Consider the following 23,908-nt stretch of genomic DNA (forward strand, 5'->3'; position numbering starts at 1 on the left):
AGATATGGCCGCATTCCAGATAGAAACGGCCTGACTAATATAAACGGAGGAGAGATGTCTGAGGCATCTTTGAACACTGCCCCCAAGCAGGAAAGTCGGGTGAACAAACCGCTGTTCCTGATCTCAGGTGGTTTTATCGCGCTGTTCTGCGTTGCGGCCCTTGTCGATCTGGATGCGCTTTCAGGCGCTGTGGATTGGGGTTTCAACGTCGCGGCCACTTATTTTGGCCTCTACTGGCAGGTGCTGCTGCTTGCCACCTTCCTGATCGGCCTGCTGCTGTGCGTTCTGCCCGGTGGGCGGGCCATCATGGGCGGTCTGACCGCGCCCGAGTTCACCACGTTCCAGTGGGGCTCGATGGTCATGTGTACACTGCTGGCCGGTGGCGGCGTGTTCTGGGCGGCGGGTGAGCCGATTGCCCACTTCCTCTATCCCGCGCCGCTTTATGGTGGCGAAGGTGCAACGGCCGAGGCCGTGAACCCGGCCATTGCCCAAAGCTTCATGCATTGGGGTTTCCTCGCATGGGCCATTCTTGGGTCGCTGACCACGGTAATGCTGATGCACTACCACTATGAAAAGGGTCTGCCGCTGGCGCCGCGCACGCTGCTGTACCCGGTGTTCGGGGACAAGGCGATCAACGGGCCGATTGGCCTGATTGCGGATGCGGCCTCGATCATCGCAGTGGTTGCGGGTACAGTTGGTCCGATCGGCTTCCTGGGTCTGCAGGTGAGCTATGGTCTGGCCGATCTGTTCGGCTTTTCGGATACGTTTGCCCTGCAGGCGACCGTGATTGCCGGGCTGGCAGCGATCTATACGATCTCGGCCATGACGGGTCTGTCGCGTGGTATTCAGGTTCTGTCCAAGGTTAACGTGATCCTGGCGGCCTTCCTGCTGCTGTTCGTTCTGATCGCAGGACCGACCGGGTTCATTTTTGGCTCGTTTTTCTCGGGCTTTGGCACTTACGTTGGCAACTTCTTCCAGATGGCGCTGTACCGTGGTGAGGCCGGTCTGTTCGGCGAACCCGGCTGGCTGGGCTGGTGGACTGTGTTCTTCTGGGGCTGGTTCATGGGCTATGGCCCGCTGATGGCAATGTTCATCGCACGGGTGTCGCGGGGTCGTTCGATCCGCTCGATCATCATCATGCTGTCGATCATTGCGCCGATCGTGACCAACTTCTGGTTCACCATCATCGGCGGCACCGGCATTGCGATGGAGCTTGAGAACCCCGGCACAGTCGCCACTGCATTCGAAGGCTTCAACCTGCCCGCCGCCCTGCTGGCGATCACCAACAATCTGCCTATGGGCTTCGTGATCTCGATCCTGTTCCTGATCCTGACGACCATTTTTGTTGCTACCACTGGCGACTCGATGAGCTATGTCATTTCTGCGACCATGAGCAACGAGAACAACCCACCCGCAGCGCTGCGCGTTTTCTGGGGCATCGCGATGGGCCTTATGGCCATCATCCTGATCTCAGTTGGATCGGGCGGTGTGTCAAAGCTGCAGAGCTTTATCGTGGTGACCGCTGTTCCGGTGTCGCTGATCTTGCTACCGTCGCTTTGGGATGCGCTGCGCATCACGCTGGCGAAGGGCAAAGAGAGCTAAACGATCCAGGCTGGGCCGGACCATCCGGCCCGCCAACACGCCTGAAGACTTCAGGAGAAGACCAGATATTAGCACTTGAGGAGGCACAATCGTATGACAGACGTTCCTCGCCGTGATCCGAACATGGTGATGCGCCTTGCCCGTCTTGGCTCGATGCATCAGTCGCGCCTTTCGTTCATGCGTATCCTGACGCGACGACTGGCTCGGGAAAATTGGCGGTTTGAAAAAACTGCGTTCGAGATTGACAGCACTGGCGTTGGCCATGCCGTCTATACCGCGCATGGGCCGGAGCGGTCTTATTCCCTGATCGCCTATGCCCATGATCTGCCGCCCGAAAAACGCTCGGACCGAGTGATCGCCGAGGCCTGGGATGCCACCTTTACCCTGTTTGACGGTGTGCCAACCGACGCCGATATCGAGCGTCTTTCGCACAATATCCCCGTTCAGGAAGCCGGGCGCGTGACCGGGTCTGAACTATCGGTTTCCCGCGCCAACCGCTCGGTGCGTTTGTGGGAACATGTGGTCAGCGAACTGGCCGAAGGTCGCCAACCTTCGATCGAGAAGATTGACGCGGTAGGCTACCTGATGCGGACCACTGCGGTTTACGGGTCTGGCAAGCTGGGCGCTGCGGATCGCGAAATGATCGCCGACCGTCCGGAATTCCGTGCGCCGTTCCAGGTTGAGATGCTGTCGGTCTACCTGACCCGCTGGTTCGTGACCGATCTGGTGCAATATATGGCCGATACCCGCGCTGCGGCCAACGGCGCGCAGGCCACGAAGTTGGATGCTGAGATTGCAAGATCGATGGGGATCGGCAACTCGACCGGTCTGGGGATGGCGCCGTTTTTGCTGAACCATCCGGTGCTGTTCAACAACTGGATGGCCGCGCGTGAAGGCGCGATACAGGTTGTGCGCGGGGTTGAAAAGGCCAGCGATGCGGAAATCGCGGTGTTCCGCAATGTCCTGTTGCGCAATATGCAGATCGTCGAGACTTGGCAGTCCGAACATCCGATCCAGATCGAGAAACTCGCCGCCCTGCGGGCCGATATCGCCAAGGTTCAGGCGTATCTGTCGGATGCGGATCTTGGCGCTGATCACCCTTGGGATGCGCTCTATTCCTGGGCTGAGCAGTCGCTGACCCTTGAGGGTCAAGAATGGATCGCCTCGCTGATGCTGGAACCCTACGGGGCGTTGGTCGACGCCTTTGCCGAAGGTATGGCAGCCGATAACACCGCCACGTTCCGCATCGCCGGGGCCATGAAGATCGGTGATCTGCGGGCGCTACTCAAGGATATTTACGGCTGGGCCATTGAGACCGATTGGGCCACCCCTGCCAGCAAGGCGCGCGCCTGGTATGTCTCGGAAGAAAAGCTGGAGCCGCGTCTGGGTGAACGTTTCGAGGAACCGATTGAGGAATACGAGCAGCCGCTGGCTCCCGGTCGGGATGCCGCGCAGCTGTTTCAGGCGCTGGCCCATTGGTCGGATGATGCGCAGGTCGCCGATTTCCTGTTGCGCCATCCCGAACACCGCCACGTGCTGCGCCGCGTTCAGATCGTAGGGCGCGCGCCCTATGCCGAGATCCGCGACAACACGATCTCGGACCGGGTGCTGCCTATCGACATGTTGCGCTGCAAACTGTCCTTCTTCGGGGCGACCAAGTTCGATCCCCGCTCGGACCGTTGGGTGCGTATCTGCATGTATGGCAACGCGCCCCTGCCGCATGAACTGACATCTGAAAATGCCGATTTCTGGGTTTTCCCGGAGCTTGAAGAGGCCGCTGCATGAGTCATTCTTTGAACGAAATCGAGGCTATGAGCAAACGCGCCGCGCGCGGCGCGGGCCTGTCCTGGGGTCTGGCGGAAGAGGCCGCCAAGGGAACGCGCTGGCTGTCGGCTTTTGGGTTTTCGGGTGCCGAATTGCTGGCCGACCTGTTGGAGATGAACGACCGTATCCCGTCAATCGACGTCTCGCCCGTCTCGCTGAGCGCCGAAATCTGGCATGCGCCGACGCGCCGGATGAGCCCGCTGATCGCCGGGGCATCGCTCAGCGACTGCGCAGTGCGTTTGATGGATCGCGGCTCGATCACCATGGAAAATGTCAGCCTGCCCTTGCTGGCCGTTCCCTTCATGGGTGGTGCTGCGCTGCGTTTGGGCGTTCCGGTTGCAGCCGAATGGCAGGGCGCTCGTCTGGCAACGGATGGGCGGCAGATCTGTGTGCAGGCCACGCCCGAGGCGCTTGAGGCTCGCCACGCGGACAAGCTGGTTTTCAGCGCTCCCGCCGAGATGACAGGCCGCCGCGAGCCGGTCCTGCGCGCCGAGGTACCCGACACTGATTGGAACAGGCTCAGCGCTTTTGCCCACCGCACATTCGCACCTGCAACCGAAGAAAGCCGCCTGCGCGGCGCTGGCGCGGGTCTGAGCGATAACGACTGAAACTTCGCCCCTTGCGACAAGGGGCACATAGCCAAGAACGGAAAGAAGAATGACCGCCACCGAAACCCTGACCTTGGCCGAGATCGAAGATCTGGCCTTCCGCGCCCTTGTCAAAGCCGGAACATCCGAGGAAAACGCCCGCCCTCTGGCCGTTGCAACGGCAATGACCGAAGCGGACGGTGTGGCCTCGCATGGGTTGGCCTATATTCCGATTTATGCGCAGCATGTGGAATGCGGCAAGGTTGACGGGGCCGCCAAGCCCGTGGTCGCGCAGCCACGTCCGGCAGTTGTCACCGTGGACGCGGCCACCGGCTTCGCCCACAGCGCAATTGATCTTGGGTTCGAGAAGCTAATCCCGCTGGCGCGCGAACAGGGTGTTGCGGTTCTGGCCATCAACAACTCGTATAACTGCGGCGTTCTGGGTGTGCATACGCAGCGTCTGGCCCAGGCAGGTCTGATGGGGATCGGGTTCACCAACGCGCCTGCCTCGATCGCGCCGTCGGGTGGGGCAAAACCGGTTGTCGGGACCAACCCGTTCTCGATCTCGGCGCCTGACGCGGATGGAAACGCGGCGCTGCTGATCGACCAGTCCGCCAGCACCATCGCTAAAAGCGAAGTCATGAAACACGCCCGCGAAGGCAAACCTGTGCCTGAAGGCTGGGTTTTGGACGCGGACGGCCAGCCCACCACGGACCCTGAGGCCGGCCTCAAGGGTTCCATGGTCCCATCGGGCGGCTACAAAGGCGTGGGCATCGCGCTGACGGTCGAGCTGATGGCCGCCGCGATGACCGGCGCAACGCTGGGGTCGGTCGCCAGCCCGTTCTCGGGCACGGCAGGTGGCCCGCCGAAAACAGGGCAGTTCTTTATCGCGATAGATCCGCAGGCGACCTCGGGCGGGGCGTTCCAGGAGAAGCTGGGAGAGCTGATTGCCTCGTTCCGCGACCAAGATGGCGCGCGCCTTCCGGGCGATGGCCGCCGCACTTGCCGCGAGCGCGCAGCAACCGAAGGTGTCGCCGTGAACGCGGCGCTTCTTGAAAAAGTGCGCGCGCTTCTCTGACGCGAACACACAGCACCACAAGATTGAAGGGGCGTATGGTCTGACCAGGGCATGCGCCCCTTCAACCCTCCATCCTGACAAGCTCGGGTCTGGGGGTCTTTCACCCCCTGGCACTTGCATTGCAACATGGCAGAAGGTGGTTGTTGCTGGCCGCCACACACTTGACCTTGCCGATGAAACTGCGGTGAGAGCGAAAGAGAGCCGGCTGGATTTGCAGACAGGTGAATATGTCGGGTGCATCATGCACTCAGAGCGGTGGGGCGGTCAGAGCTTGCACTAGACAGTTTTTGTCACAAGAACGAATTTCTTGCCGTCAGGCCAAGCCTTACTTGTGCAGGATCTTGCGCCGGACGCTGGGCGCACCATGTTGACGGTCAGCCTGTTGCCCTCGTTCGGATCGACCTGGTTTGCGACCCGCGCGACCCGGTTTCATGAGGCGCACCCGCAGATCGACCTGATCACCTTGTCCACCGTGGCCTGCACTGGTTTCGGACAGGAGGATGCGGATGTCGCCATCCGTTGGGGGCCGGGCGGCACGCCGAATGTCTTTGAGGAGCGTCTGTTCGGCGAACGCCATATCCTTGTGGCCTCGGCCCGGCTGCAGGATCAGCTGGCCGATGTGACGCGGGTGGATGATCTGGCCGGGTTCCAGTTTTTCAAGGATACCAACAACAGTGAATGGCGTGCAGTAATTGAACACAATGGTGGCAACCCGGGTTTGTTCGAACATGGCGCCTATTTCGGCGATACCAGCGCCACGCTGAACGCGATTGCTTTTGGCGGCGGGATCGGTGTTGTCCGCGACGTCATCGCGCAGCATTTTCTGGACAATGGCAGTCTGATCGCGCTTCGGTTCGAGGCGGTCGAGGGCCCGTTTGCCTATCATTTTCTGTGCCCCCACAGCCGATTGAACCAGCCTCGTGTTCAGGCGTTTCTGCACTGGTTGCGGCGTGAGGCGCCCCACGCATAAGGATTCCTGTTGCAGTGGCCTAGGAATCGCCATTTGGAAGTTTGGCGGGGTTGAGGAAATGTGAAGGAAGGACATTCACCCGGATAGACTCGGAGCCCGCGGTCATGGAATTTTCGCTTTTCAACCTGATGACAAAACCCGTTGACGGGTCCGGCCATCGGGCCAAATTCCATCCTGGCGACAGCGCGGCGTCTCTATCAGGAAACGCGAACGGAAAACGGCTTGGGCGGAAGTGACTTTCCCTTTGCCGTTCAACGATATGTCTACGTTGCCAAAGACAAGGATGACGCCCGTTCTGCGGCCGAACAGGTTCTGATCCATGCGCGTATGGCCAACAACATGCGTCGGCCCGAGCCGCTGATGCAAGGCGCAGACCTGAAGATTGTACCCTTCGACAACGAGCCGACCCTCGATGAGGTGATGCAGCGCGCCATCATCGGCGATGCTGAAGAGGTCACCCGCCGTATCGTGGCCGAGGCGCGGCCATGGCCAAGGCCTGCGCGGATTTGGGCGCGCAGGTCTGGCTGCAGGATCTGAATGCCGACGCGGTCCAGACCACGGCGGAAACCCTCAGGGAGCAGGGGGCCAACGCGCAGGCAACGGCCTTTGATCTGACGGAGTTCGACGCTTGCAGGCGTTGGGTGCATGAGGTCGCAGGTCAAGCCGGCAGCATCTGGGGGCTGATCAACAACGCAGGGATCACCAATCACGGCCATGTTCTTGACCAGACCGTCGAGGACTATCGCAGCATCTATGATCTGCATGTCATGGCCCCGTTCGTTCTGTCGCAGGCGGCGGGCAAAGTGATGCTGGGCAATCCCGGCCCGCAACGGGGGCGGATCGTGTCGGTGTCTTCTATCGCTGCGACCCACCCGAGACCGGGGATCGGAAACTATGCGTCCTCCAAGGCGGCCATCGCGGGGCTGACGCGCTCGCTCGCGGCTGAAATGGCCCGGCATGGTATCCGTGCCAATGCGATCCTGCCGGGGTTCATAGATACGCCCATGGCGCGCGATATCACCGCGCAAAATTCGAAGGACCCTGACGCCATTGATTGGGGCGTGCTGGATCGCCAGCGCGCGGCGCGCATTCCGCTGGGTTGTGTGGGCACACCCTGGGATGTCGCCAATGCCGCTGTATTTCTGGCCAGCGATGAGGCGTCTTATATCACAGGTAGCGAAATCACCGTGGACGGTGGTGTTTCATATCGCGTGTAAGGCACCGCGCAGGGCGCGCCGCCCGTTTGCAGGCCCAGAAATCGGTTCAGACCCGCCTTGCGCCGGTGACGCGCAAGCTGCAACCGCTTGAGGTTCTGAACAAAGCAGCCTTGCGGATCATGTTGACCCGTTCTATGCCCGCCGGGACAGTTGCGGCTGAAGCGAAAGATTTGAAACCCAGTATGGGTCTGATCCTTAGTTTGATGAACCAGCGATCCTGTTCAATGATGTTGTTGAGGTATTTCCGCCCGATCACCTCAATCGGGATTGGACAACCGAAGCTCTTGAACATCTTGCTGACTGCCTTGATCCCAGCAGTGTTTGCGCCAATTTTTGTCTATGACGATCTTGCGCGGCAATCCGTTCACCTCGCGAGCACGGGCAAAGAACTTCGTCGCTGCGGTTTTATTCCGGCGCTCGGACAACATGGAATCCAGGGTCTTGCCGTGTTTGTTGATCGCTCGATAAAGATAGACCCATTCACCCTTCACTTTCACATAGGTTTCATCCATGCACCACGAACGGTCTGCAGGTCGCTTTCTATACCGCGCCGTTTCAGCAATGAGGCCAGCCTATCGGCTGACCCACCAGTTTAGCGTTGCATGGTCCAGATCCCGGTCTGAAACACCGTAGCGCAGGTAGAAGAAAACTGCGTGCAAAATCACGTCTATCGGAAAATGCGCGCCCTTGAATGAGATTGTCATCGTCGGCTTCTGTGTCGGCTCCTGTCAATTTCGAGTAGAGGCCACCAGAACGACCCTCAACCTGACAGGTGGGACGGAGTTTGCGACAGAACCATCGGGCATGTCGAAATCGTGTTCTCCGAGGCGCATGACATCGTTACCCGTGCGCTGGCCTTTTTTCGCGGCCTGACTGACCCAAGCCGGGGCCGAAGGTTTCACGGATGCAAGGCGCGAGGCGGCAAAGCTCAATTCAGGTGATCTTTCGTTTCTGCCAGTGCTGTGTCAGCTGCATGCGCCAGAAGGCCGGTATCAATGGCGTTGGCAACGAAGGTAAACCCTTCGTTCATAAGCTCAGCCGCAAAACTGGGCTCGGTGACCAATGTGCCAACGGGCACATCGCGCGCGATCAGTTTCTGTGCGGCCTGTCTGATCTCGGACCAGACCTCGGGGTGCATGGGATCGCCGACATGTCCAAGATCGGCGGCAATATCCGCCGGGCCGAAGAAGATGCCGCTGACACCATCGACAGTGCCGATAGCCTCGGCCTGTTCCAGGGCGGCGCGGGATTCCACTTGCAACAGAACGGTCAGCTCGTCCTCGTAACGCGTCACATAGTCCTTGATCCGCCCAAACGCCGTTGCGCGGTTTGAACCCGCAAACCCACGGACACCGCGCGGCGGATATCGCGTGGCAGCCACGGCGCGTTCGGCTTCTTCTACGGATTGGATCATCGGAAACAAAAGCCCCGGCGCGCCGAGGTCAAGCAGACGTTTGACCACAACCGCATCGTTCCATTCAACACGGACAAGTGCGGTGGTCTGAGACGCCTCAAAGGCCTGTAGCTGCGATTGCACGCTGTGATAGTCGTTTGCGCTGTGCTCCATGTCGATCAGCGCCCAGTCATAGCCTCCGGTGGCTATGACTTCGGCTACGGTGTTGCTGCACATGCTGACCCACACGCCGACCTGTTTGTCGCCATTTGCAATCGCACGCGTGAAGGGGTTGGGTGCAAATTCCATCAGATCACTGCCTTTTCGATGATTGGTTGCCCGGCTGGGATACGTTCGTAGTTGAAGGGCGTCAGATCAAGCGCGCGATACTCGCCATAGGTCAGCCACTCGGCTGTGCCACGCCCCATCGCCGGAGATTGCTGCAGCCCGTGCCCCGAAAACCCGTTCAGGAAGATGAAGTTCGACATCTCGGTATGCGGACCCATGATTGCGTTGTGATCGAAGGTATTCATCGCATAGTGCCCAGCCCATTCGCTTTGCAACTTGATCGCTTCGAATTGGGGGATGCGCGTCGCGAGGATAGGCCAGACGTGGTTTTCCCAGAAGGCGTGATCCATGTTGAAATCGTCAAACTCCACCGCTGGGTCTGTATCGGAATGCCCGCCGCACTGATACGTGCCACCTCCGACTTCGCGCACATGAACGCCCGAGGGATCGACGGTCAGGGGCAGGTCACGGTCCAGCGGCTGTTCTGCCCTGAATATCCACGAATAACGCTTGCGAGGTTCAACCGGCACGTCAATCCCCGCCATTTGCGCGGTTCTGGCGGCCCGAGGGCCAGACGCGTTGACCACCTGTCCGCATGCAATGACGTCGCCCGAGGCGAGTGTTACGCTCTCGATCTTGGTACCCGCGGCACTACGAGTGATCTCGACGACTTCATTCTGGACCCATTCGACGCCGCGCTCGCGGCTTTGTCGCCGCCACCAGTGATCGAGGGCCGCACCGTCGAAATAGCCCTCGTCAACCAGATTGATCGAGCCAAGAACGATGTCATCGACATTATAGAACGGATAGGCCGCCTTGATCTCATCCGCGTTCATCAGCTGCGTTGCCGCACCGGCGTCATGTTGAACCTTCTGGTTGTCGCGCAGCACGTTGGCAAAGCCTTCGGTGTCGGCCAGATACATGTAGCCAAAGGAATGAATCGACAGCTCGGGCACCCGGTCATCACCGCCCATGTAACCGCGCAGATTCTTCACGAAATCGGCGGCAAACTGGCTGATCCGCACGTTCAGCTCGGCCGAGAATTGCTGCCGGATACAGGAGTTTGTATGCCCGGTTGAACATGAGGCGAAGGTCATGTCGCGTTCGATCACCAGAACCGACCCGTTGAAATCGGCATTGTCCGACAGGAACCAGGCGGTCGAGGCGCCCATGATCGCGCCGCCTATGATCACCACGTCATAGCTTTGCCGGGCCGGGCTTTGGTTGCTCATTCGTTTTTTCCCTTTGCAACGGTGTGGAGGACCTCGGTGATCTCGGATGCTGGCAAACCATAGTGGCGAGATGCTGTTTCATCTGAAATTCAACCGAGCGCCAGATCACGCTTCACCTTCTGTTTTGACCGTTCCGACGCGCTACCGTAACCAGCGCCGTCCGGGAAGGCCATCACGACTTTGCGCCCATGTGGCCTAAACTTTTTCCCTTTGATCCGCATGTGGGACCCGTCGTCCCGGGCAATGGTTGTTGGTGCCCCAAAGCCGCGCCCGCCGATATCCAAGATATGCGTGGTACTGGCGAGGAACCCGACCAGCGCGCCCCTGTGAAAAGACGGGTTGACCATGGTGATGTCATGTAAATGGCCTTTGCCCTCCCACGGGTCATTGGTGATGCAGACATCGCCTTCATGCATGTTCTGCCGGCCAATTTGGCAAATGAAATGTGTGACCGCATCGACCACGGCACTCACGTGACCCGGCTTACCGGTCGTGGCCTGCGCCAGCATGTTCCCAAATGTGTCATAGCCCCCGCCGACAGGTCACCGGCCTCGCAGACCGAGGTTGAAAACGCCGTCCGGACCAACGCCTGCGCCTGTTGATCGGAGGGTCGATCATGGCCGCGCCGATGGAGACCGAGAACGCGATGGCCGATCTTGTCGAATCCCTAAACACGCCGGGCGGGCTGAACCAGCAATTGCGAGAGTACATGGCCGATCGCAACACCTATGACGATCTGGTCCAAGGGATCGAGGTCCTGTTGTCCCGCCTGTCCGAGGGCTGATTGCCCGTACTGTATGCGCGTGTGACGACATCATGTCGCTGATGCAGGATAAGTTTACCCGTTGGGATCGCCGCGATGGCCGCTATGTTTGGCTTTCGCGGTTTGACATTGGCCCTTTGGTCTGGTGATACCCCTCATCGGATCAGACGCTTTTGTCGACCGAAACTGAAAAGGGTAACCAGGTGCGCGCCAAATCTACGTTCGTGACCCCGCTTCCAACCCAATGGGTCGGGCCTATTCTGTTCAGGGGAGATATGGTGTCCGGTGAGGTCAGCGTCCCTCTGGCAACCTTCGAAACGCCACTATGGCCCTCCACAGCGCGTGGTGCAGGTGTGTCGCGGCATGCAGGCGGTATTCAGGTCACCCTGGTTGACGAGCGGATGACACGGTCCATTGCCGTTCGGGCGCAGGATGCAGCGGCGGCGCATCAAGCCTGGCAACGGATCGAGGCGCAGACCGACAAAGTGGCCGAGATCGTCACCTCGACCAGCCGCTTTGCCCGCCTGATCAAGCTGAACCGCCAGATCGCCGGGAACCTGCTGTTCATTCGGATCGAGTGTTCCACCGGCGACGCCTCGGGTCACAATATGGTGACCAAGGCGGCCGAGGCGGTTCTGAATTGGGTCTTGGATGACCAGCCGGAATTGGCCTACGCGTCGATCTCGGGCAACCTGTGTACCGACAAGAAGGCATCCGCTGCGAACGGGCTTTTGGGGCGGGGCAAATACGTCATTGCCGAAGTGGAAATCCCGGGCCGGCTTCTGCGGCGCATGTTGCGCACCACGCCCGAGCAGATGGTTGCGCTCAATCTCGAAAAGAACCTGATTGGCGGCAATCTCGCGGGATCTCTGCGCAGCGCCAACGCGCATTTCGCAAACATTTTGCTGGCCTTCTATCTGGCCACGGGACAGGACGCTGCGAATATCATTGAGGGCAGCCAAGGTATCGTTCATTGCGAAGCGCGCGGTGAAGACCTTTATTTCTCATGCACCTTGCCGAACCTGATCGTCGGTTCGGTCGGGGCGGGAAAAGGCAATGATCAGGTCGAAGAAAACCTGCGCCTGATGGGCTGCAAAGAGGAACGCGAGGCGGGCGAAAACGCCCGTCGGCTGGCTGGCATCTGTGCCGGTGCGGTACTGTGCGGTGAGCTGTCCTTGATGGCCGCGCAAACCAACCCCGGAGAGCTGGTGCGCACCCATATGGAACTGGAACGATGACCATGCCCAAACCTGCCGACCGAAGCGTGGCCGGGCGCAAGCTGGACCATCTGCGCGCCGTTCTGGAAGACCCTGATGTCGAACGCGGGCGCAGCGGGTTTGACGCGATCTCTCTGACCCACCGCGCGCTGCCTGAGCTTGATCTGGATGCAATCGACACCAACACCCGGTTTCTGGGCAAGCCGCTCAGCTTTCCGCTGCTGATCTCGTCGATGACGGGCGGAACCGGGGACGAGATCACCAGGATCAATCGCAACCTTGCAGAGGCGGCCGAGGCGACCGGGGTGGCAATGTCGGTCGGCTCACAACGTGTTTTGTTTGCGGATCCTGCCTCGAGGGGCAGTTTTCAACTGCGCGATGCTGCGCCGAGTATACCCCTGATCAGCAATATCGGCGCGGTGCAACTGAACGCAGGGCTAAATGCAGACCACTGCCTGCAGGCCGTTCAGGCGCTTGAGGCCGACGGGCTGTATCTGCACCTCAACCCGTTGCAAGAGGCAGTGCAGGTTGAAGGGGATCGCGACTTTTCCAACCTGTCTGGCAAGATATCCGATCTGGTTTCGAACATGCCGGTGCCTGTGCTGATCAAAGAGGTAGGTGCCGGGCTGTCCGGCCCTGATGTCGAGCTGGCCTACGCCGCCGGCATTCGCCATTTCGACGTGGCTGGTCGCGGGGGTACGTCATGGAGCAGGATCGAATATCACCGCCGCGCAGACGAGCAGGACGATCTTGGGCTGGTTTTTCAGGATTGGGGCCTGACGACGGTCGAAAGTCTGCTTGAAACTCGGGACGTCTTGGTCAAAAAGACCGAACCAACAACACTCATCGCCAGCGGCGGTTTAAGAGACGGTGTGGACATGGCCAAATCTATCATTCTGGGCGCAGATCTGTGCGGAATGGCCGCGCCGTTTTTGGCCGCAGCGCAGGAATCGCGCGCGCAGGTTATCCGGCAAATCGAAAAGCTACGTCGCGAATTTCAGACGGCGATGTTTCTTTTGGGCTGCGCCGATGTATCTCAGCTTAAGGCAAATGTCTCACTGATCCGATCAAGGTCAAAGTTTTGGTAATCTCTACTGGTATCAGCGCGATGAGCTTTTTCACGCCTCATCGCTTTATTTCACTGGACACATTGGCCCAGCATCACGGCATTGATCCGGCCAAGTTCTCACGCGGGATCGGGCAGGAAAAGATCGCCATGCCGGGGCACGACGAAGACGTGGTGACCATGGCCGCCGAGGCCGCTAAGCCGATCATTGATCAATTCGGCGCAGACGGGATCGACACCATCTTGTTTGCGACGGAAACAGGGATCGACCAATCGAAATCGGCGGGTATCTATATGCAGCGGCTCCTTAGGCTGCCTTCGAACCTGCGTAATGTTGAGCTGAAGCAGGCCTGCTATTCTGCCACCGCTGCATTGCAAATGGCCTGCGCCCATGTGGCGCGCAAACCTGATCGCAAAGTGCTTGTGATCGCCTCGGATATCGCTCGCTATGATCTGGACAGCTCGGGCGAGGCGACGCAGGGGGCCTCGGCCGTTGCGATGCTGGTCACGGCTGATCCGACACTGTTGGAAATCGGAACAGTTTCGGGCCTGTTTACCGAAGACATCATGGATTTCTGGCGCCCTAACCACCGGCGTACTCCCCTGGTTGACGGAAAGTACTCGGCGTTGCGTTATCTCGGGGCGCTGGTGGAGTCGTGGCGCGATTATCAGGCAAATGGTGGCTTGCCCTATGATGGGTTTGCGCATTTCTGCTATCACCTGCCATTCTCGCGCATGGGCGAGAAGGCGCATCTGCGTCTGGCGAAAGAGGCGAAAGCCGAGGCCGATATGCAAGCCGCTTTGCCGGGGATGATCTACAATCGTCAGGTCGGTAACAGCTATACCGCGTCGATGTACCTTGCGATCCTGTCCACGTTGGAGAACAGCGAAAGCGATCTGGCAGGCAATTCGCTTGGATTGTTTTCCTACGGGTCCGGCGCGACCGGCGAATTCTTTGATGCCAAGGTGGTCGAAGGCTACCGCGACCATCTGTTTGCACCCCGCCACCAGAAAATTCTGGAGGACCGGACCGCCGTCTCATATGATGAATATGTTGCCCTCTGGCACGCGATGAATGGCGAGGACGGGACAGATACCCCCATGCCAGACGAGGCAAAAGGGCGCTACAGACTGGCAAGCATTGACGACAACAAGCGCATCTACGTTGACCGGACCGCATGACATAGTCAGGGCCCACGCGCCCGGAAAATTGATCCTGTCCGGAGAGCATTCGGTTCTGTACGGCATGCCAGCGCTGGCAATGGCAGTGGCCCGTTATACCGAGGTGTCGTTTCAGCCTCTGGGTTTGGGCGAAGGTCTAAAGACCGCGTTCGAGAACTTGTCTTCGGGCGAATACTACCCACTGAAACTGTTGTCTCAGTTCAAGTCGTCACTGGATCAGCGCTTTGATCAATTCACACGCGGCGAGTTGGATGTCCACAAAATCCTCACGCGTCCCGATGATCTGGCGGTCTATACTCTGGCCTCGCTGTTGCATGACAGCCTCGCAGCGCCGGGGTCCGCGATCCCTGGCATTGGTGCGATGAACAGCAAACTGGCGCCCGGACAGCTGTCCAGCCGGTCCGGGCTGCCGATCGGCGCGGGTATGGGGTCGTCTGCCGCAATCGTCGCGGCAACAACGGTGTTGTTTGAAAACCTGTTGGAGCGGCCCAAAACGCTTGAAGAGAGGTATGAGCGCGTTCGGTTTTGCGAGCGCCTGAAACATGGGCGCGCAGGGCCGATTGATGCCGCCGCAGTTGTCCGAGGCGGCCTTGTGCGTACAGGTGAAGCGGGTATTGCGGCACCGGAGTTACCGTCGGATCATGGCTTGTTGACGGGGAACGGCTGGTACTGGGTCTTGCACGGCCGGCCCGAAAGCAGCACCGGCGAATGCGTCAGTGCGGTCAAGGCCGAACACGCGCAGAACGACGCCCTTTGGCAGCGTTTCGGCGACTGTACGACCGCGTTTTTGACCGCGATAGCCTCGGGGGATGACCCGGACGGCGCGATTTCGGAAAATCAGCGGTTGCTGGAGATGATCGGCGTCGTGCCGGACCTGTGCCAAGCCTTCATAAGACAGATCGAAGGCATTGGGGGCGCGGCAAAAATCTGCGGTGCGGGGTCTGTACGCGGTGATTTTGGCGGGGTGGTTCTGGTACATATGGAGGACCACGACAAAATGGCCGATTTCATGTCGGGCTACCCTCAGATGCAATGGTCCGCATTGCGTCTGGCCTCGACGGGGGCTGGAATGGGTAAGGCACCTGAAAATACCTCAGACTGGGCCTATTCATGATACGGGCCAGCGCACCGGGATCGGTCATGATTACCGGAGAACATGCGGTCGTTTACGGCTCCAGAGCTATCGTGGCGGCGATCGAACAAAGACTGACGGTGACGCTGCGACCACGCACTGATCAATTGGTGCGTCTCTCCTCTGAGATTGCCGAAACCCAAACGGTAGATTTGGATCAGGCGCAAGCCGCAGGTCCATATAAGTTTGTCCTCGCCGCAATCGCCATGCACAGGGATGCGATGGACGTCGGGATGGATATTTCGATTGCGTCGGACATTGACCCGACGCTTGGTCTGGGGTCATCTGCGGCCGTGACCATTGCCGCTCTGGGGGCGGTTCTGACCGTCGCGGGCCAGCCGCTAGACGATATTCACGCCAAGGCCTATCAGATCATTCAGGAGATTCAGGGCCGCGGCAGTGGTGCCGATCTGGCGGCCAGCTTGCAGGGCGGTATGCTGGCTTACCACGCCCCGCCAAAGCCGCAGATGGTGGCACTGCCTCATCCTCCGACGATCAGCCTGCGATACTGTGGATACAAGACCCCCACCTCGGTTGTGTTGCAAAAGGTTGCAGACCGGATGACCGGAAGAGAAGCTGAGTTCCAGAAGCTTTACGCGGATATGGGCGGCTTGGCCGATCATGCCATCAATGCAGCGAACGACCACGATTGGGGGGCCTTCGCAGACGCCCTCACAAGCTATCAAACCCGGATGGAGGATTTGGGCGTGAGCGATGAAACCTTGAACCGGATCATCACGTCGGCGCGACAGGCTAAGGGTGTCATGGCGGCCAAGATCTCGGGCTCTGGGCTGGGGGATTGCGTCTTGGCCCTGGGAACGCCGCCTGACGGGTTCACTCCGGTGACGCTGGCCAGCGAAGGATTGATCATACATGACTGACGCCGTTCAGACCCTCATTGAGCAAGCGATGCGAAACGCGGGCGAGGTTCAAAGCTTCAGCGCCTATGCCCCCAGCAATATCGCGTTGTCGAAATACTGGGGCAAACGGGACAGAGCGTTGAATCTGCCGCTCAACAGTTCCTTGTCGATCTCTCTGGCAGAATGGGGGTCTCATACAAAGGTTGAGCCTTCTCAGAGCGGGGCGGATGAGGTTTTGCTGGACGGTCAGCCTCTGCCGCCGACCTCGGGGTTTGCGCGTAAAGCGCTTGGCTTCGCGGATCTGTTTCGCGGGAGTCGGGACTTGCCTTTGATGATCTCGACCAGAAACACGATCCCGACAGCGGCCGGTCTGGCGTCCTCCGCGTCGGGCTTTGCGGCGCTGACACGCGCGCTATGCGGCAGTTTCGGGCTGGACCTGACCACGCAGGACATGAGCCTGATCGCCCGTTTGGGCAGTGGCAGCGCAAGCCGCTCGCTCTGGCATGGGTTTGTGCGCTGGGACAAAGGCGTGCGCGATGATGGCCGTGACAGCCACGGCGAGCTGCTCGAACAGGCATGGCCGGAATTCCGCATTGCCATTGTCGAGGTAGACACAGGCCCGAAACTGCATTCGTCCCGTGATGGAATGAACCACACCGTCGATACCAGCCCTCTGTTTTCAAGCTGGCCCGAGATGGCGGAACGGGACTGTCAGACCATCGAGAAAGCGATCCTTGACAGAGATTTTGAAACCCTGGGTCAAACGGCCGAAGCAAACGCGCTGGCCATGCACGCCACGATGCAGGCCGCGCGTCCCGCATTGACTTACCTTACCGATCAAAGCTGGGTGATCCTGCACCGTTTGTGGCAGGCCCGCAAAGACGGCCTTGCGGCTTATGCCACTATGGATGCCGGGGCAAATATCAAGCTGGTTTTCCTGAAAGAGGCCGAGGCCGATGTCTTGCAGGCGTTTCCCGCTGCCCGCTTGATTTCGCCCTTCGACTGGCCAAACGCATAGTCGCTGCGGCCCATACCTGTGCGAATTCTTAGGGCAACCACAGATCGTTGCCCTAGGGGATGATTGTCTGACTAAAGCGTTTCGCGTTTTATCTGAGGCAACGTTTTCGAAATGCGCCTTCGACCGTAGGGAGAGACAGCGTATTTCGATTCAAACCAAACGCAAAACGATCTAGGGTCCGAACGCGCTCGTTCGATACAGCCGCTGCATCAGGGTCGGGGTCAGGTACATCGGAATCTGGTAAGCTCCGAAAAAGACCATGATCGGGGCGATGACCTCGGGCGGTAAAGCGACAAAGAACAGGGCAATATTGCGATTACCTGCGATTAAAGAAATAGTCGTCGCTTGTGCCGGTGGGCTTCGCCTGCGCAATAGGCTGAACATCGCCGCCTGAGCGCCGAAGTTGATCACGCAGGCAAAAGCGATCCAGAACAGCGCGATGCCCGGGGCTTCCAGTGCCGTCGCGCTGAGCGATGGCATCAGGCCGATGACAAAGACAGCCAGGGTGATCGCACCTAGCCCTTCCAGATTGCTGAGCGTCGACGCGGACGGGTTTCGCAAGACAGTCAGGCGCAGGACGATCGCAGCCGAGGCCGCAATGGCGATGGACAGAAACAAGCGGGCCGAGGCACCGGTGACGGCGCGCATATCCTCCAATTCAGGCATGAGCCAAAAGACGGGCAGGGCGGTCAGGGGCAAAAGCGCGGTTCCCACCACCACAAGCCGCACCGCGTGTTCCGCCGGGTGCCCCATCATCAGGCACATGTTCGGGCTGCCGGAAATCGAGGGGGCCGCAGCGACGATCAGCAGCGACAGGAAGATCGGCGAACTCATCCATCCCATGGCCTGCCCAACGGCCAGCAGGGTGAGCGGAACCGCCAGTTGAAGCGTCGCAATGGTGCGGATCACGCTGCGCAGCTCTGACAGTGAGCCGATGAGGGTTTTCGGCTCCATCCTCAGGATCGTCACGAACAGCAGCAACATGACGAGCGGCGGCAGCAAGGGGCGCATTGGTCCGGCCAGGCCGGGCAGGAGCAGCCCCGCAACCAGCCCCGCGACCAATACCAAGGGGCCGTTGCGGGCCGCCAGATGCAGCGGGTTCAAGCGGGGCTACCCGCTTGGGCTCTGACGCAGGTTCTCGGGCAGCCAGGTGGCCAGTTCCGGGAACCAGATCAGAACAAAAACCATCAGCACCATGATCAGGAACATCGGAATGGCGGCGCGGGCGATATAGCTCATCTCGTGATTGGTCATGCCCTGCATCACGAACAGGTTAAAGCCGATGGGCGGCGTGATCTGGGCCATCTCGACGACAACGACGATGAAGATACCGAACCAGATCAGGTCAATGCCTGCATCGCGGATCATCGGCTCGACCACGGCCATGGTCAGCACGACCGAAGAGATTCCGTCCAGAAAGCACCCCAGAATGATGTAGAAGACCAGCAGCACCATGAGCAGCTCGAACCGAGTCAGTTCCCACCCGGCGATCAGGTCGGCGAGGCCTCGGGGCAGGCCAGTGAAGCCCATCGACAGCGACAGGAAGGCCGCGCCTGCAAGGATCAGCGCAATCATCGCGCTGGTCCTTGTTGCGCCCATCAGGCTTTCGGTGAAGGTCTTCCAGTTGAGCGAGCCTTGACCGGCGGCCAGTAACAGCCCTCCGATCACGCCAAAGGCGGCGGCTTCTGTCGCAGTCGCATAGCCCAAATACATCGAGCCAATCACAACCGTGATCAGCAGGATCACTGGCAGCAGGAAGCGAGAGTTGTGGATTTTCTCGCGGAAGCTCAGCTTGGCTTCGATGTTGGGCTGCCAGTCCTTGCCCAGTTTCGAATAGATCGCGACATAGCCCATGAACATCGAGGCCAGAACGAGGCCGGGCAGGATACCAGCAAAGAACAGTTTGGTAATGGATTCATTGATGGTGACGCCATAGACGATCAACGTCAGCGAGGGTGGGATCATCAGGCCCAAGGTTGCCGCGCCGGTCAGGGTGCCAATGATCATGCGTTCGGGGTAATTGCGCTTGCGCAGTTCCGGGATCGACATCTTGCCCACGGTGGTCAGCGTGGCAGCGGATGAGCCGGATACCGCAGCGAATACCGTGCAGCCGACGATATTGGTATGCACCAACCCGCCGGGCAGAGGGGCCATCCACGGCGAAAGTCCTTTGAACATATCCTCGGACAATCGCGTTCGATACAGGATTTCCCCCATCCAGATGAACATGGGCAGGGCGGTCAGGGTCCAGGATGAGGACGCGGACCAGATCGTGGTGATCATGACGTCGCCAACGGGGCGGGTCGTGAACAGCTCCATCCCGACCCAGGCGACGCCCATCAGGGCAAGGCCGACCCAAACGCCGGTGCCCAGCAGGGTGAAAAGGACAAAGACAAACAGGATGATGATTGAGATGTTTTCCATGCGACTATTCCCCCTGACTTTGGTCGGCCAGATCGGGGGTGATGCGGTGATCCCCCTTGAACAGCACGTGGAACAGATGGTCGGTCAGCGCGATGGCAAGGATCACGGCACCGATCAGCATGGCAGATTGGGGAATCCACAGGGCGGTTCTGTCCTGCCCCTGACTGACATCGTTGAACTTCCAGCTCCAATAGACAAAGCGGTACGCGTACCAGCAGAAATACCACATCACCGCCGTTGCGACGGTGAAGCACCAGATTTCCAGAATACGCCTGAATCCGTCCGGGACGGCGTTCAACAGAATGGACACGCGGATGTGGCTGCCGCGATTCAGTGCGTTTGCAAAGGCCAGAAAGGATGCGGCGGCCATGGCGTAACCGGCATAGTCGGGCGCGCCGGGAAAGACCTCTCCGGTCCAGCGGGCCAGCATCTGCACCACGATCAGCAACAAAATGGCGATCAGGCTCAGTGCGGCCAGAACGCCTGCGGCTTGATAAATGAAATCCAGAACGGACCGAAGCCCACGCATAACCGCCATACTGTCCCCGCTTGGTTTGTTTTTTGAGATGCCGCAGGCGGCAGAAGGACCTGCCGCCCGATTTGGCGTTATTGCTGCGCGGCGTTGAACGCATCGACGATGGCTTTGCCCTCGTCGCCCGCAGCCTCAAGCCATTCGTTGGTCATGGTGACGCCGATCTCCTTCAGCTCACCCACCATCTGGTCAGAGGCCGGGCCAACGGTCATGCCGCCATCACGCAGACCTTGCAGCGTGAAGCCGGTATATTCCTTGGCGCGCCAGTTGCCGGCATATTCGGCCAGCTCCGCACAGGCTTTGATGACGTTCTTGTTGGCGTCAGACACACCCGACCAGACGTCCGAGTTGACCATCACGTAGTTGCGCGGCAGCCATGCGTCGACTTCGTAGAAGTAGTTCAGGCTTTCCCAGACCTTGCGGTCATAACCTGTCGACCCCGAGGACACCATTGAATCCGCCACGCCGGTGGCAAAGGCCTGGCTGATCTCAGCCGCTTCAATCGTTACCGGCAGCATGCCGGTCAGTTCCGCCAGACGCGAGGTGGCGTTATTGTACGAACGGAACTTGATGCCTTTCATATCGGCGACCGAGTTGACCTCATTCTTGAAATACAACCCCTGCGGCGGCCACGGCACGGCATAAAGCAGCGTCAGGTTCTGTTCCGCCAGCAGGTTCTCGATCGAAGGCTTGGCGGCGTCCCACAGCTTGGCGCTGTCATCAAAGGATGTGGCAAGGAACGGGATTGAATCAAACCCAAACAGCGCGTTTTCGTTCTGGTGGCCGGACAACAGGCGCTCGCCAATCGGGGCCTGTCCTGTCTGGATTGCGCGCTTGATATCGGCGCCTTTGAACAGCGAGCCGGAGGGGTGGGTCACGATCTCGATCTCGCCGCCGGTTCCGGTTGTTACGCATTTGGCAAATTCAGCGCCTGTGGCCGAATGGAAGTTCGAGGCCGAATAGGCCATCGGCATGTCCCATTTTTCGGCCATCGCCGGGGCGGCCGCAGCGGCGGTTAATGCGGTGGCCGCGAGAAGGCTGGTAAGTTTCTTCATGATAGTCTCCCTATTGTTATGCATTTGTCCGGCCTTTTTGCCGAATTCGGTCAGATTGCGAACCGCGCTGGCGCGTAGACGCTGGTATCCGTGTTCGGTGTGCGCCCCGCGATCATCTGAGCCAGCAAACGGCCGGTCTTGGGGCCGCCGGTCAGGCCGATATGGTGGTGGCCAAAGCCCATATAGGCCCCGGAAATACCGGGAACCTCACCGATGATCGGGATCGAGTCCGCAGGGGCAGGTCGGTGCCCCATCCATTCGATTTCCTCCTTCCATGTCAGACCGGGAAAGGCGGCCCGGGCGTTTTTGCGCATTAAATCAAATGGCGCGCGCGAGGGCGGAGCGTCCAGCCCACCAAATTCGACTATACCCGCCAACCGTATGCGCCCATCCATCGGTGTGGCAACAAATTTACCGGATACGACCATAGCCGGGCTGCGGGGCATCGCCGACGGCGCGACAAGCTCAAGATGGTAGCCCCTCTCGCTTTCCAGCGGAACCGAGATGCCCAGCCGTTTGGCCAGAGGCCCGGACCAGATACCTGCACTGACGATGGCCGTGTCGCAGGCAATGGTCTCGCCCCCGGCGCGCACGCCGGTGACCTTGCCAGCGTCGCGAGCAATATCTTCGACTTCGGCGCGGACAATGCGCCCGCCATTGGCCTCGACATGGGCGGCAAGGTCTTTCACATAGCGACCGGGGTCGGTGATATGCCCATGATCCGCCAACCGGGTCGCAAATGAGATGTCGCGACTGAAGACCGGATCATAGTTGTAAAAGGCCTCCCCGGCCAATTCATCCCATGTAAAGCCATTCTTGCGCCGAATGTTCCAGCCAAACGCGTCCCCTTCGAAATGTGCCCGGTCACGGTAGAGGAACAGATAATCTGAGGGGGCCAGCCATTTTTCCGCCCCGGTCCCTTCGGCCAAGGCTTTGTGGTCGTTCAAACTGTCGCCAATGATCGGGGTCAGGGCGGCGGCGATCCGGTCCACCTCCTCGGCTTTTGCATGGCTCAGGTAGCGGGTCAGCCAAGGCACAAGCCTGGGGAAGTAGCCCCATTTCATGAATAGCGGTTCAGATGGGCTGAACAGCATGCGGGGGGCTTTGCGCAGCAGGCCCGGCACAGTCACAGGCACGATCGAGCAGGACGCAAGTACCCCGCCATTGCCATGAGACGTCCCTTCGGCAGGGCCTGCCTTGTCTATCAGGATCACGTCATGCCCGTCCCGCTGCAGCCAGACCGCGGCCGAGACGCCGACAATCCCGGCACCAATGATGGCAATGGTTTTCTTGTCGCTCATGCTGCCCCCGATTTCGCAACCGCATAGTGGTTGAGCTTGGCCAGATCCGGCCTGCCACCCAGCCCGGGACCCTCGGGCACGATGACCTGACCATCCTGCACCTCGAAAGGGGTTTCGAGGATATCTTCGGTCAGAAAATAACTGGCCTGATAGAATTCGCAGCCCAATGTGATCTCAGGCGTTGCCGCGATCATGTGGGTTCCGGCGAGATGGGCCAAGCCCGCTTCGAACATGTCACCGCCATAGGCGCTCAGCCCATGGGCGGCAGCCATGCGGGCAACCGTCTGGCCCCGTGTCAGGCCACCGGATTTCATGATCTTGACCGAGACGCCGTCGCAGATCCCCTCACGTGCGGCGCGCTCCATTTCCTCGGGACCAAAGACGCTTTCATCGGCCAGCAGAGGAACGCGGGTCATCTGTCTCAGCTGCGCCATCATACCAAAATGATGGGCCCGCACGGGTTGCTCGATGAAGCCGGGTTGAAACTGCGCCACGTCGCGCACCTGCGCCGGGGCGTCTTCGATGCTGAGCCCCTGATTGTAGTCCACCCGGACCGCCATTTCCGGGTGGTTCTGGGCCAGATATTCAAGCCGCATGATGTCGAACGCATGATCCTTGAACCCGGTCTTGAGCTTCACGATTCGAATGCCGTCTTCGCGCAACCGCGCCAACAGGTCGATATCCTGCGCGAAGTCCGGGTTGGCGATAGAGCAGCTCAGCGGGATCGCATCGCGGCACTTGCCGCCCAGCAAAGCCCAAACCGGCAGTGAGGAGACACAGCCAGTCAGGTCCAGCAGCGCGGCCTCCAGCGCGGCCTTGGCCTCGGTGCAATGGGCGACGACGTGGACCGCCTGCGCCATGATGGCCGCCCGGTCGGACAGGCGCGCGCCCAGAACCAGCGGGCGCAGATAACGGTCCAGCGCGGCAAACGTGGCCTCGGGCGTGCCGGTGAAAACCGACCAGGGCGAGGCCTCACCAAAGCCCTGCGTACCGTCCTCAGCGGTTAGTCTGAGGATGACGACCTCACACGCGCCTTCGACCGAGCCGATGCCGTGATCCCGCCGTGACCTCACTGGCAGCGCAAGGTGCCACAGATCGTAGCCCGTAATTTTCTGTTGTAGATCAGACATCCCACCTCCGGTCAGGACGCAGCCTGCCTTGACCCGA

22 protein-coding genes and 2 pseudogenes are annotated in these 23,908 nt (G+C 59.8%); 14 read left to right on the forward strand and 10 right to left on the reverse strand.

The features are described 5' to 3' along the window. Positions 1 to 54: 54 nt before the first annotated feature. The 7 genes from AC2FD8_RS11535 to AC2FD8_RS11565 all read left to right on the forward strand — a co-directional run bounded on the left by AC2FD8_RS11535 (position 55) and on the right by AC2FD8_RS11565 (position 7,278). Positions 55 to 1,602, forward strand: a complete 1,548-nt coding sequence (locus AC2FD8_RS11535; protein ID WP_496856237.1) for a BCCT family transporter — start codon at positions 55 to 57, stop codon at positions 1,600 to 1,602. Between the two features lie 93 nt (positions 1,603 to 1,695). After that, positions 1,696 to 3,387 carry a hypothetical protein gene (locus AC2FD8_RS11540; protein ID WP_496856239.1) on the forward strand — a complete coding sequence of 564 codons (1,692 nt, stop codon included), beginning with the start codon at positions 1,696 to 1,698 and terminating at the stop codon, positions 3,385 to 3,387. Further along, positions 3,384 to 4,034 (forward strand): DUF3726 domain-containing protein, encoded by a 651-nt coding sequence (locus tag AC2FD8_RS11545; protein ID WP_496856241.1) that lies wholly within the window; start codon positions 3,384 to 3,386, stop codon positions 4,032 to 4,034. Before AC2FD8_RS11540 ends, AC2FD8_RS11545 begins: the two co-directional genes overlap by 4 nt. A gap of 49 nt (positions 4,035 to 4,083) precedes the next feature. Further along, positions 4,084 to 5,091 (forward strand): Ldh family oxidoreductase, encoded by a 1,008-nt coding sequence (locus tag AC2FD8_RS11550; RefSeq protein ID WP_496856243.1) that lies wholly within the window; start codon positions 4,084 to 4,086, stop codon positions 5,089 to 5,091. A gap of 307 nt (positions 5,092 to 5,398) precedes the next feature. Further along, the gene (locus tag AC2FD8_RS11555; protein WP_496856245.1) at positions 5,399 to 6,061 is read left to right on the forward strand and encodes a LysR substrate-binding domain-containing protein; all 663 of its coding nucleotides are present in this window, start codon (positions 5,399 to 5,401) and stop codon (positions 6,059 to 6,061) included. Positions 6,062 to 6,202: 141 nt separating this feature from the next. Then, on the forward strand, positions 6,203 to 6,598 hold the full coding sequence (locus AC2FD8_RS11560; RefSeq protein ID WP_496856247.1) for a hypothetical protein: 396 nt from the start codon (positions 6,203 to 6,205) through the stop codon (positions 6,596 to 6,598). Further along, positions 6,547 to 7,278, forward strand: coding sequence for an SDR family NAD(P)-dependent oxidoreductase (locus tag AC2FD8_RS11565; RefSeq protein ID WP_496856249.1), 732 nt, complete (start codon positions 6,547 to 6,549; stop codon positions 7,276 to 7,278). Before AC2FD8_RS11560 ends, AC2FD8_RS11565 begins: the two co-directional genes overlap by 52 nt. Before the next feature lie 46 nt (positions 7,279 to 7,324). On the opposite strand, the pseudogene AC2FD8_RS11570 reads toward AC2FD8_RS11565, so the two are convergent. From AC2FD8_RS11570 to AC2FD8_RS11585, 4 genes and pseudogenes are all read right to left on the reverse strand, one after another. Next, positions 7,325 to 7,982 (reverse strand): annotated as a pseudogene (locus tag AC2FD8_RS11570) (IS6 family transposase). A 224-nt stretch (positions 7,983 to 8,206) separates the two neighbouring features. Then, entirely contained in the window at positions 8,207 to 8,980 is a 774-nt protein-coding gene (locus AC2FD8_RS11575) for an HpcH/HpaI aldolase family protein (RefSeq protein WP_496856251.1), read from the reverse strand. Continuing rightward, complete coding sequence (locus tag AC2FD8_RS11580) at positions 8,980 to 10,191, reverse strand: NAD(P)/FAD-dependent oxidoreductase (RefSeq protein WP_496856253.1); 1,212 nt, start codon at positions 10,189 to 10,191, stop codon at positions 8,980 to 8,982. Before AC2FD8_RS11580 ends, AC2FD8_RS11575 begins: the two co-directional genes overlap by 1 nt. A 212-nt stretch (positions 10,192 to 10,403) precedes the next feature. Then, positions 10,404 to 10,846, reverse strand: a pseudogene (locus AC2FD8_RS11585) (hydantoinase B/oxoprolinase family protein); the annotation flags it as partial. On the opposite strand from AC2FD8_RS11585, the gene AC2FD8_RS11590 reads away from it, so the two are divergent. From AC2FD8_RS11590 to mvaD, 7 genes are all read left to right on the forward strand, one after another. Continuing rightward, positions 10,808 to 10,975 (forward strand): hypothetical protein, encoded by a 168-nt coding sequence (locus AC2FD8_RS11590; RefSeq protein ID WP_496856255.1) that lies wholly within the window; start codon positions 10,808 to 10,810, stop codon positions 10,973 to 10,975. The pseudogene AC2FD8_RS11585 and the gene AC2FD8_RS11590 sit on opposite strands and share 39 nt — an antisense overlap. A 182-nt stretch (positions 10,976 to 11,157) precedes the next feature. Next, a complete protein-coding gene (locus AC2FD8_RS11595; RefSeq protein ID WP_496856257.1) occupies positions 11,158 to 12,192 on the forward strand; it encodes a hydroxymethylglutaryl-coenzyme A reductase family protein in 1,035 nt (344 codons plus the stop codon). A 2-nt stretch (positions 12,193 to 12,194) separates the two neighbouring features. Then, positions 12,195 to 13,259, forward strand: a complete 1,065-nt coding sequence (gene fni / locus AC2FD8_RS11600; protein ID WP_496856259.1) for a type 2 isopentenyl-diphosphate Delta-isomerase — start codon at positions 12,195 to 12,197, stop codon at positions 13,257 to 13,259. Continuing rightward, on the forward strand, positions 13,253 to 14,419 hold the full coding sequence (locus tag AC2FD8_RS11605; RefSeq protein ID WP_496856261.1) for a hydroxymethylglutaryl-CoA synthase: 1,167 nt from the start codon (positions 13,253 to 13,255) through the stop codon (positions 14,417 to 14,419). Before fni ends, AC2FD8_RS11605 begins: the two co-directional genes overlap by 7 nt. A 28-nt stretch (positions 14,420 to 14,447) precedes the next feature. Further along, complete coding sequence (locus tag AC2FD8_RS11610; protein ID WP_496856263.1) at positions 14,448 to 15,533, forward strand: mevalonate kinase family protein; 1,086 nt, start codon at positions 14,448 to 14,450, stop codon at positions 15,531 to 15,533. Then, complete coding sequence (gene mvk, locus AC2FD8_RS11615; RefSeq protein WP_496856265.1) at positions 15,530 to 16,432, forward strand: mevalonate kinase; 903 nt, start codon at positions 15,530 to 15,532, stop codon at positions 16,430 to 16,432. The genes AC2FD8_RS11610 and mvk overlap by 4 nt, the downstream gene beginning before the upstream one ends. Next, positions 16,425 to 17,429, forward strand: coding sequence for a diphosphomevalonate decarboxylase (gene mvaD, locus AC2FD8_RS11620; protein WP_496856267.1), 1,005 nt, complete (start codon positions 16,425 to 16,427; stop codon positions 17,427 to 17,429). The genes mvk and mvaD overlap by 8 nt, the downstream gene beginning before the upstream one ends. Positions 17,430 to 17,600: 171 nt before the next feature. Here mvaD and AC2FD8_RS11625 read toward each other — a convergent pair whose 3' ends face one another. The 6 genes from AC2FD8_RS11625 to AC2FD8_RS11650 form a co-directional block, all read right to left on the reverse strand. Further along, positions 17,601 to 18,533 (reverse strand): hypothetical protein, encoded by a 933-nt coding sequence (locus AC2FD8_RS11625; RefSeq protein WP_496856269.1) that lies wholly within the window; start codon positions 18,531 to 18,533, stop codon positions 17,601 to 17,603. Positions 18,534 to 18,539: 6 nt separating this feature from the next. Further along, a complete protein-coding gene (locus tag AC2FD8_RS11630; RefSeq protein ID WP_496856271.1) occupies positions 18,540 to 19,853 on the reverse strand; it encodes a TRAP transporter large permease in 1,314 nt (437 codons plus the stop codon). A gap of 4 nt (positions 19,854 to 19,857) precedes the next feature. Beyond that, positions 19,858 to 20,391: a TRAP transporter small permease gene (locus tag AC2FD8_RS11635; RefSeq protein ID WP_496856273.1), complete on the reverse strand. Its 534-nt coding sequence runs from the start codon at positions 20,389 to 20,391 to the stop codon at positions 19,858 to 19,860. A 68-nt stretch (positions 20,392 to 20,459) separates the two neighbouring features. Further along, a complete protein-coding gene (locus tag AC2FD8_RS11640; protein ID WP_496856274.1) occupies positions 20,460 to 21,440 on the reverse strand; it encodes a TRAP transporter substrate-binding protein in 981 nt (326 codons plus the stop codon). Positions 21,441 to 21,490: 50 nt separating this feature from the next. Continuing rightward, positions 21,491 to 22,741 (reverse strand): NAD(P)/FAD-dependent oxidoreductase, encoded by a 1,251-nt coding sequence (locus AC2FD8_RS11645; RefSeq protein WP_496856276.1) that lies wholly within the window; start codon positions 22,739 to 22,741, stop codon positions 21,491 to 21,493. Then, positions 22,738 to 23,871 carry an enolase C-terminal domain-like protein gene (locus AC2FD8_RS11650; protein ID WP_496856278.1) on the reverse strand — a complete coding sequence of 378 codons (1,134 nt, stop codon included), beginning with the start codon at positions 23,869 to 23,871 and terminating at the stop codon, positions 22,738 to 22,740. Before AC2FD8_RS11650 ends, AC2FD8_RS11645 begins: the two co-directional genes overlap by 4 nt. Between the last annotated feature and the right edge of the window lie 37 nt (positions 23,872 to 23,908).

It is taken from the genome of Ruegeria sp. YTSC192 (assembly GCF_059609705.1).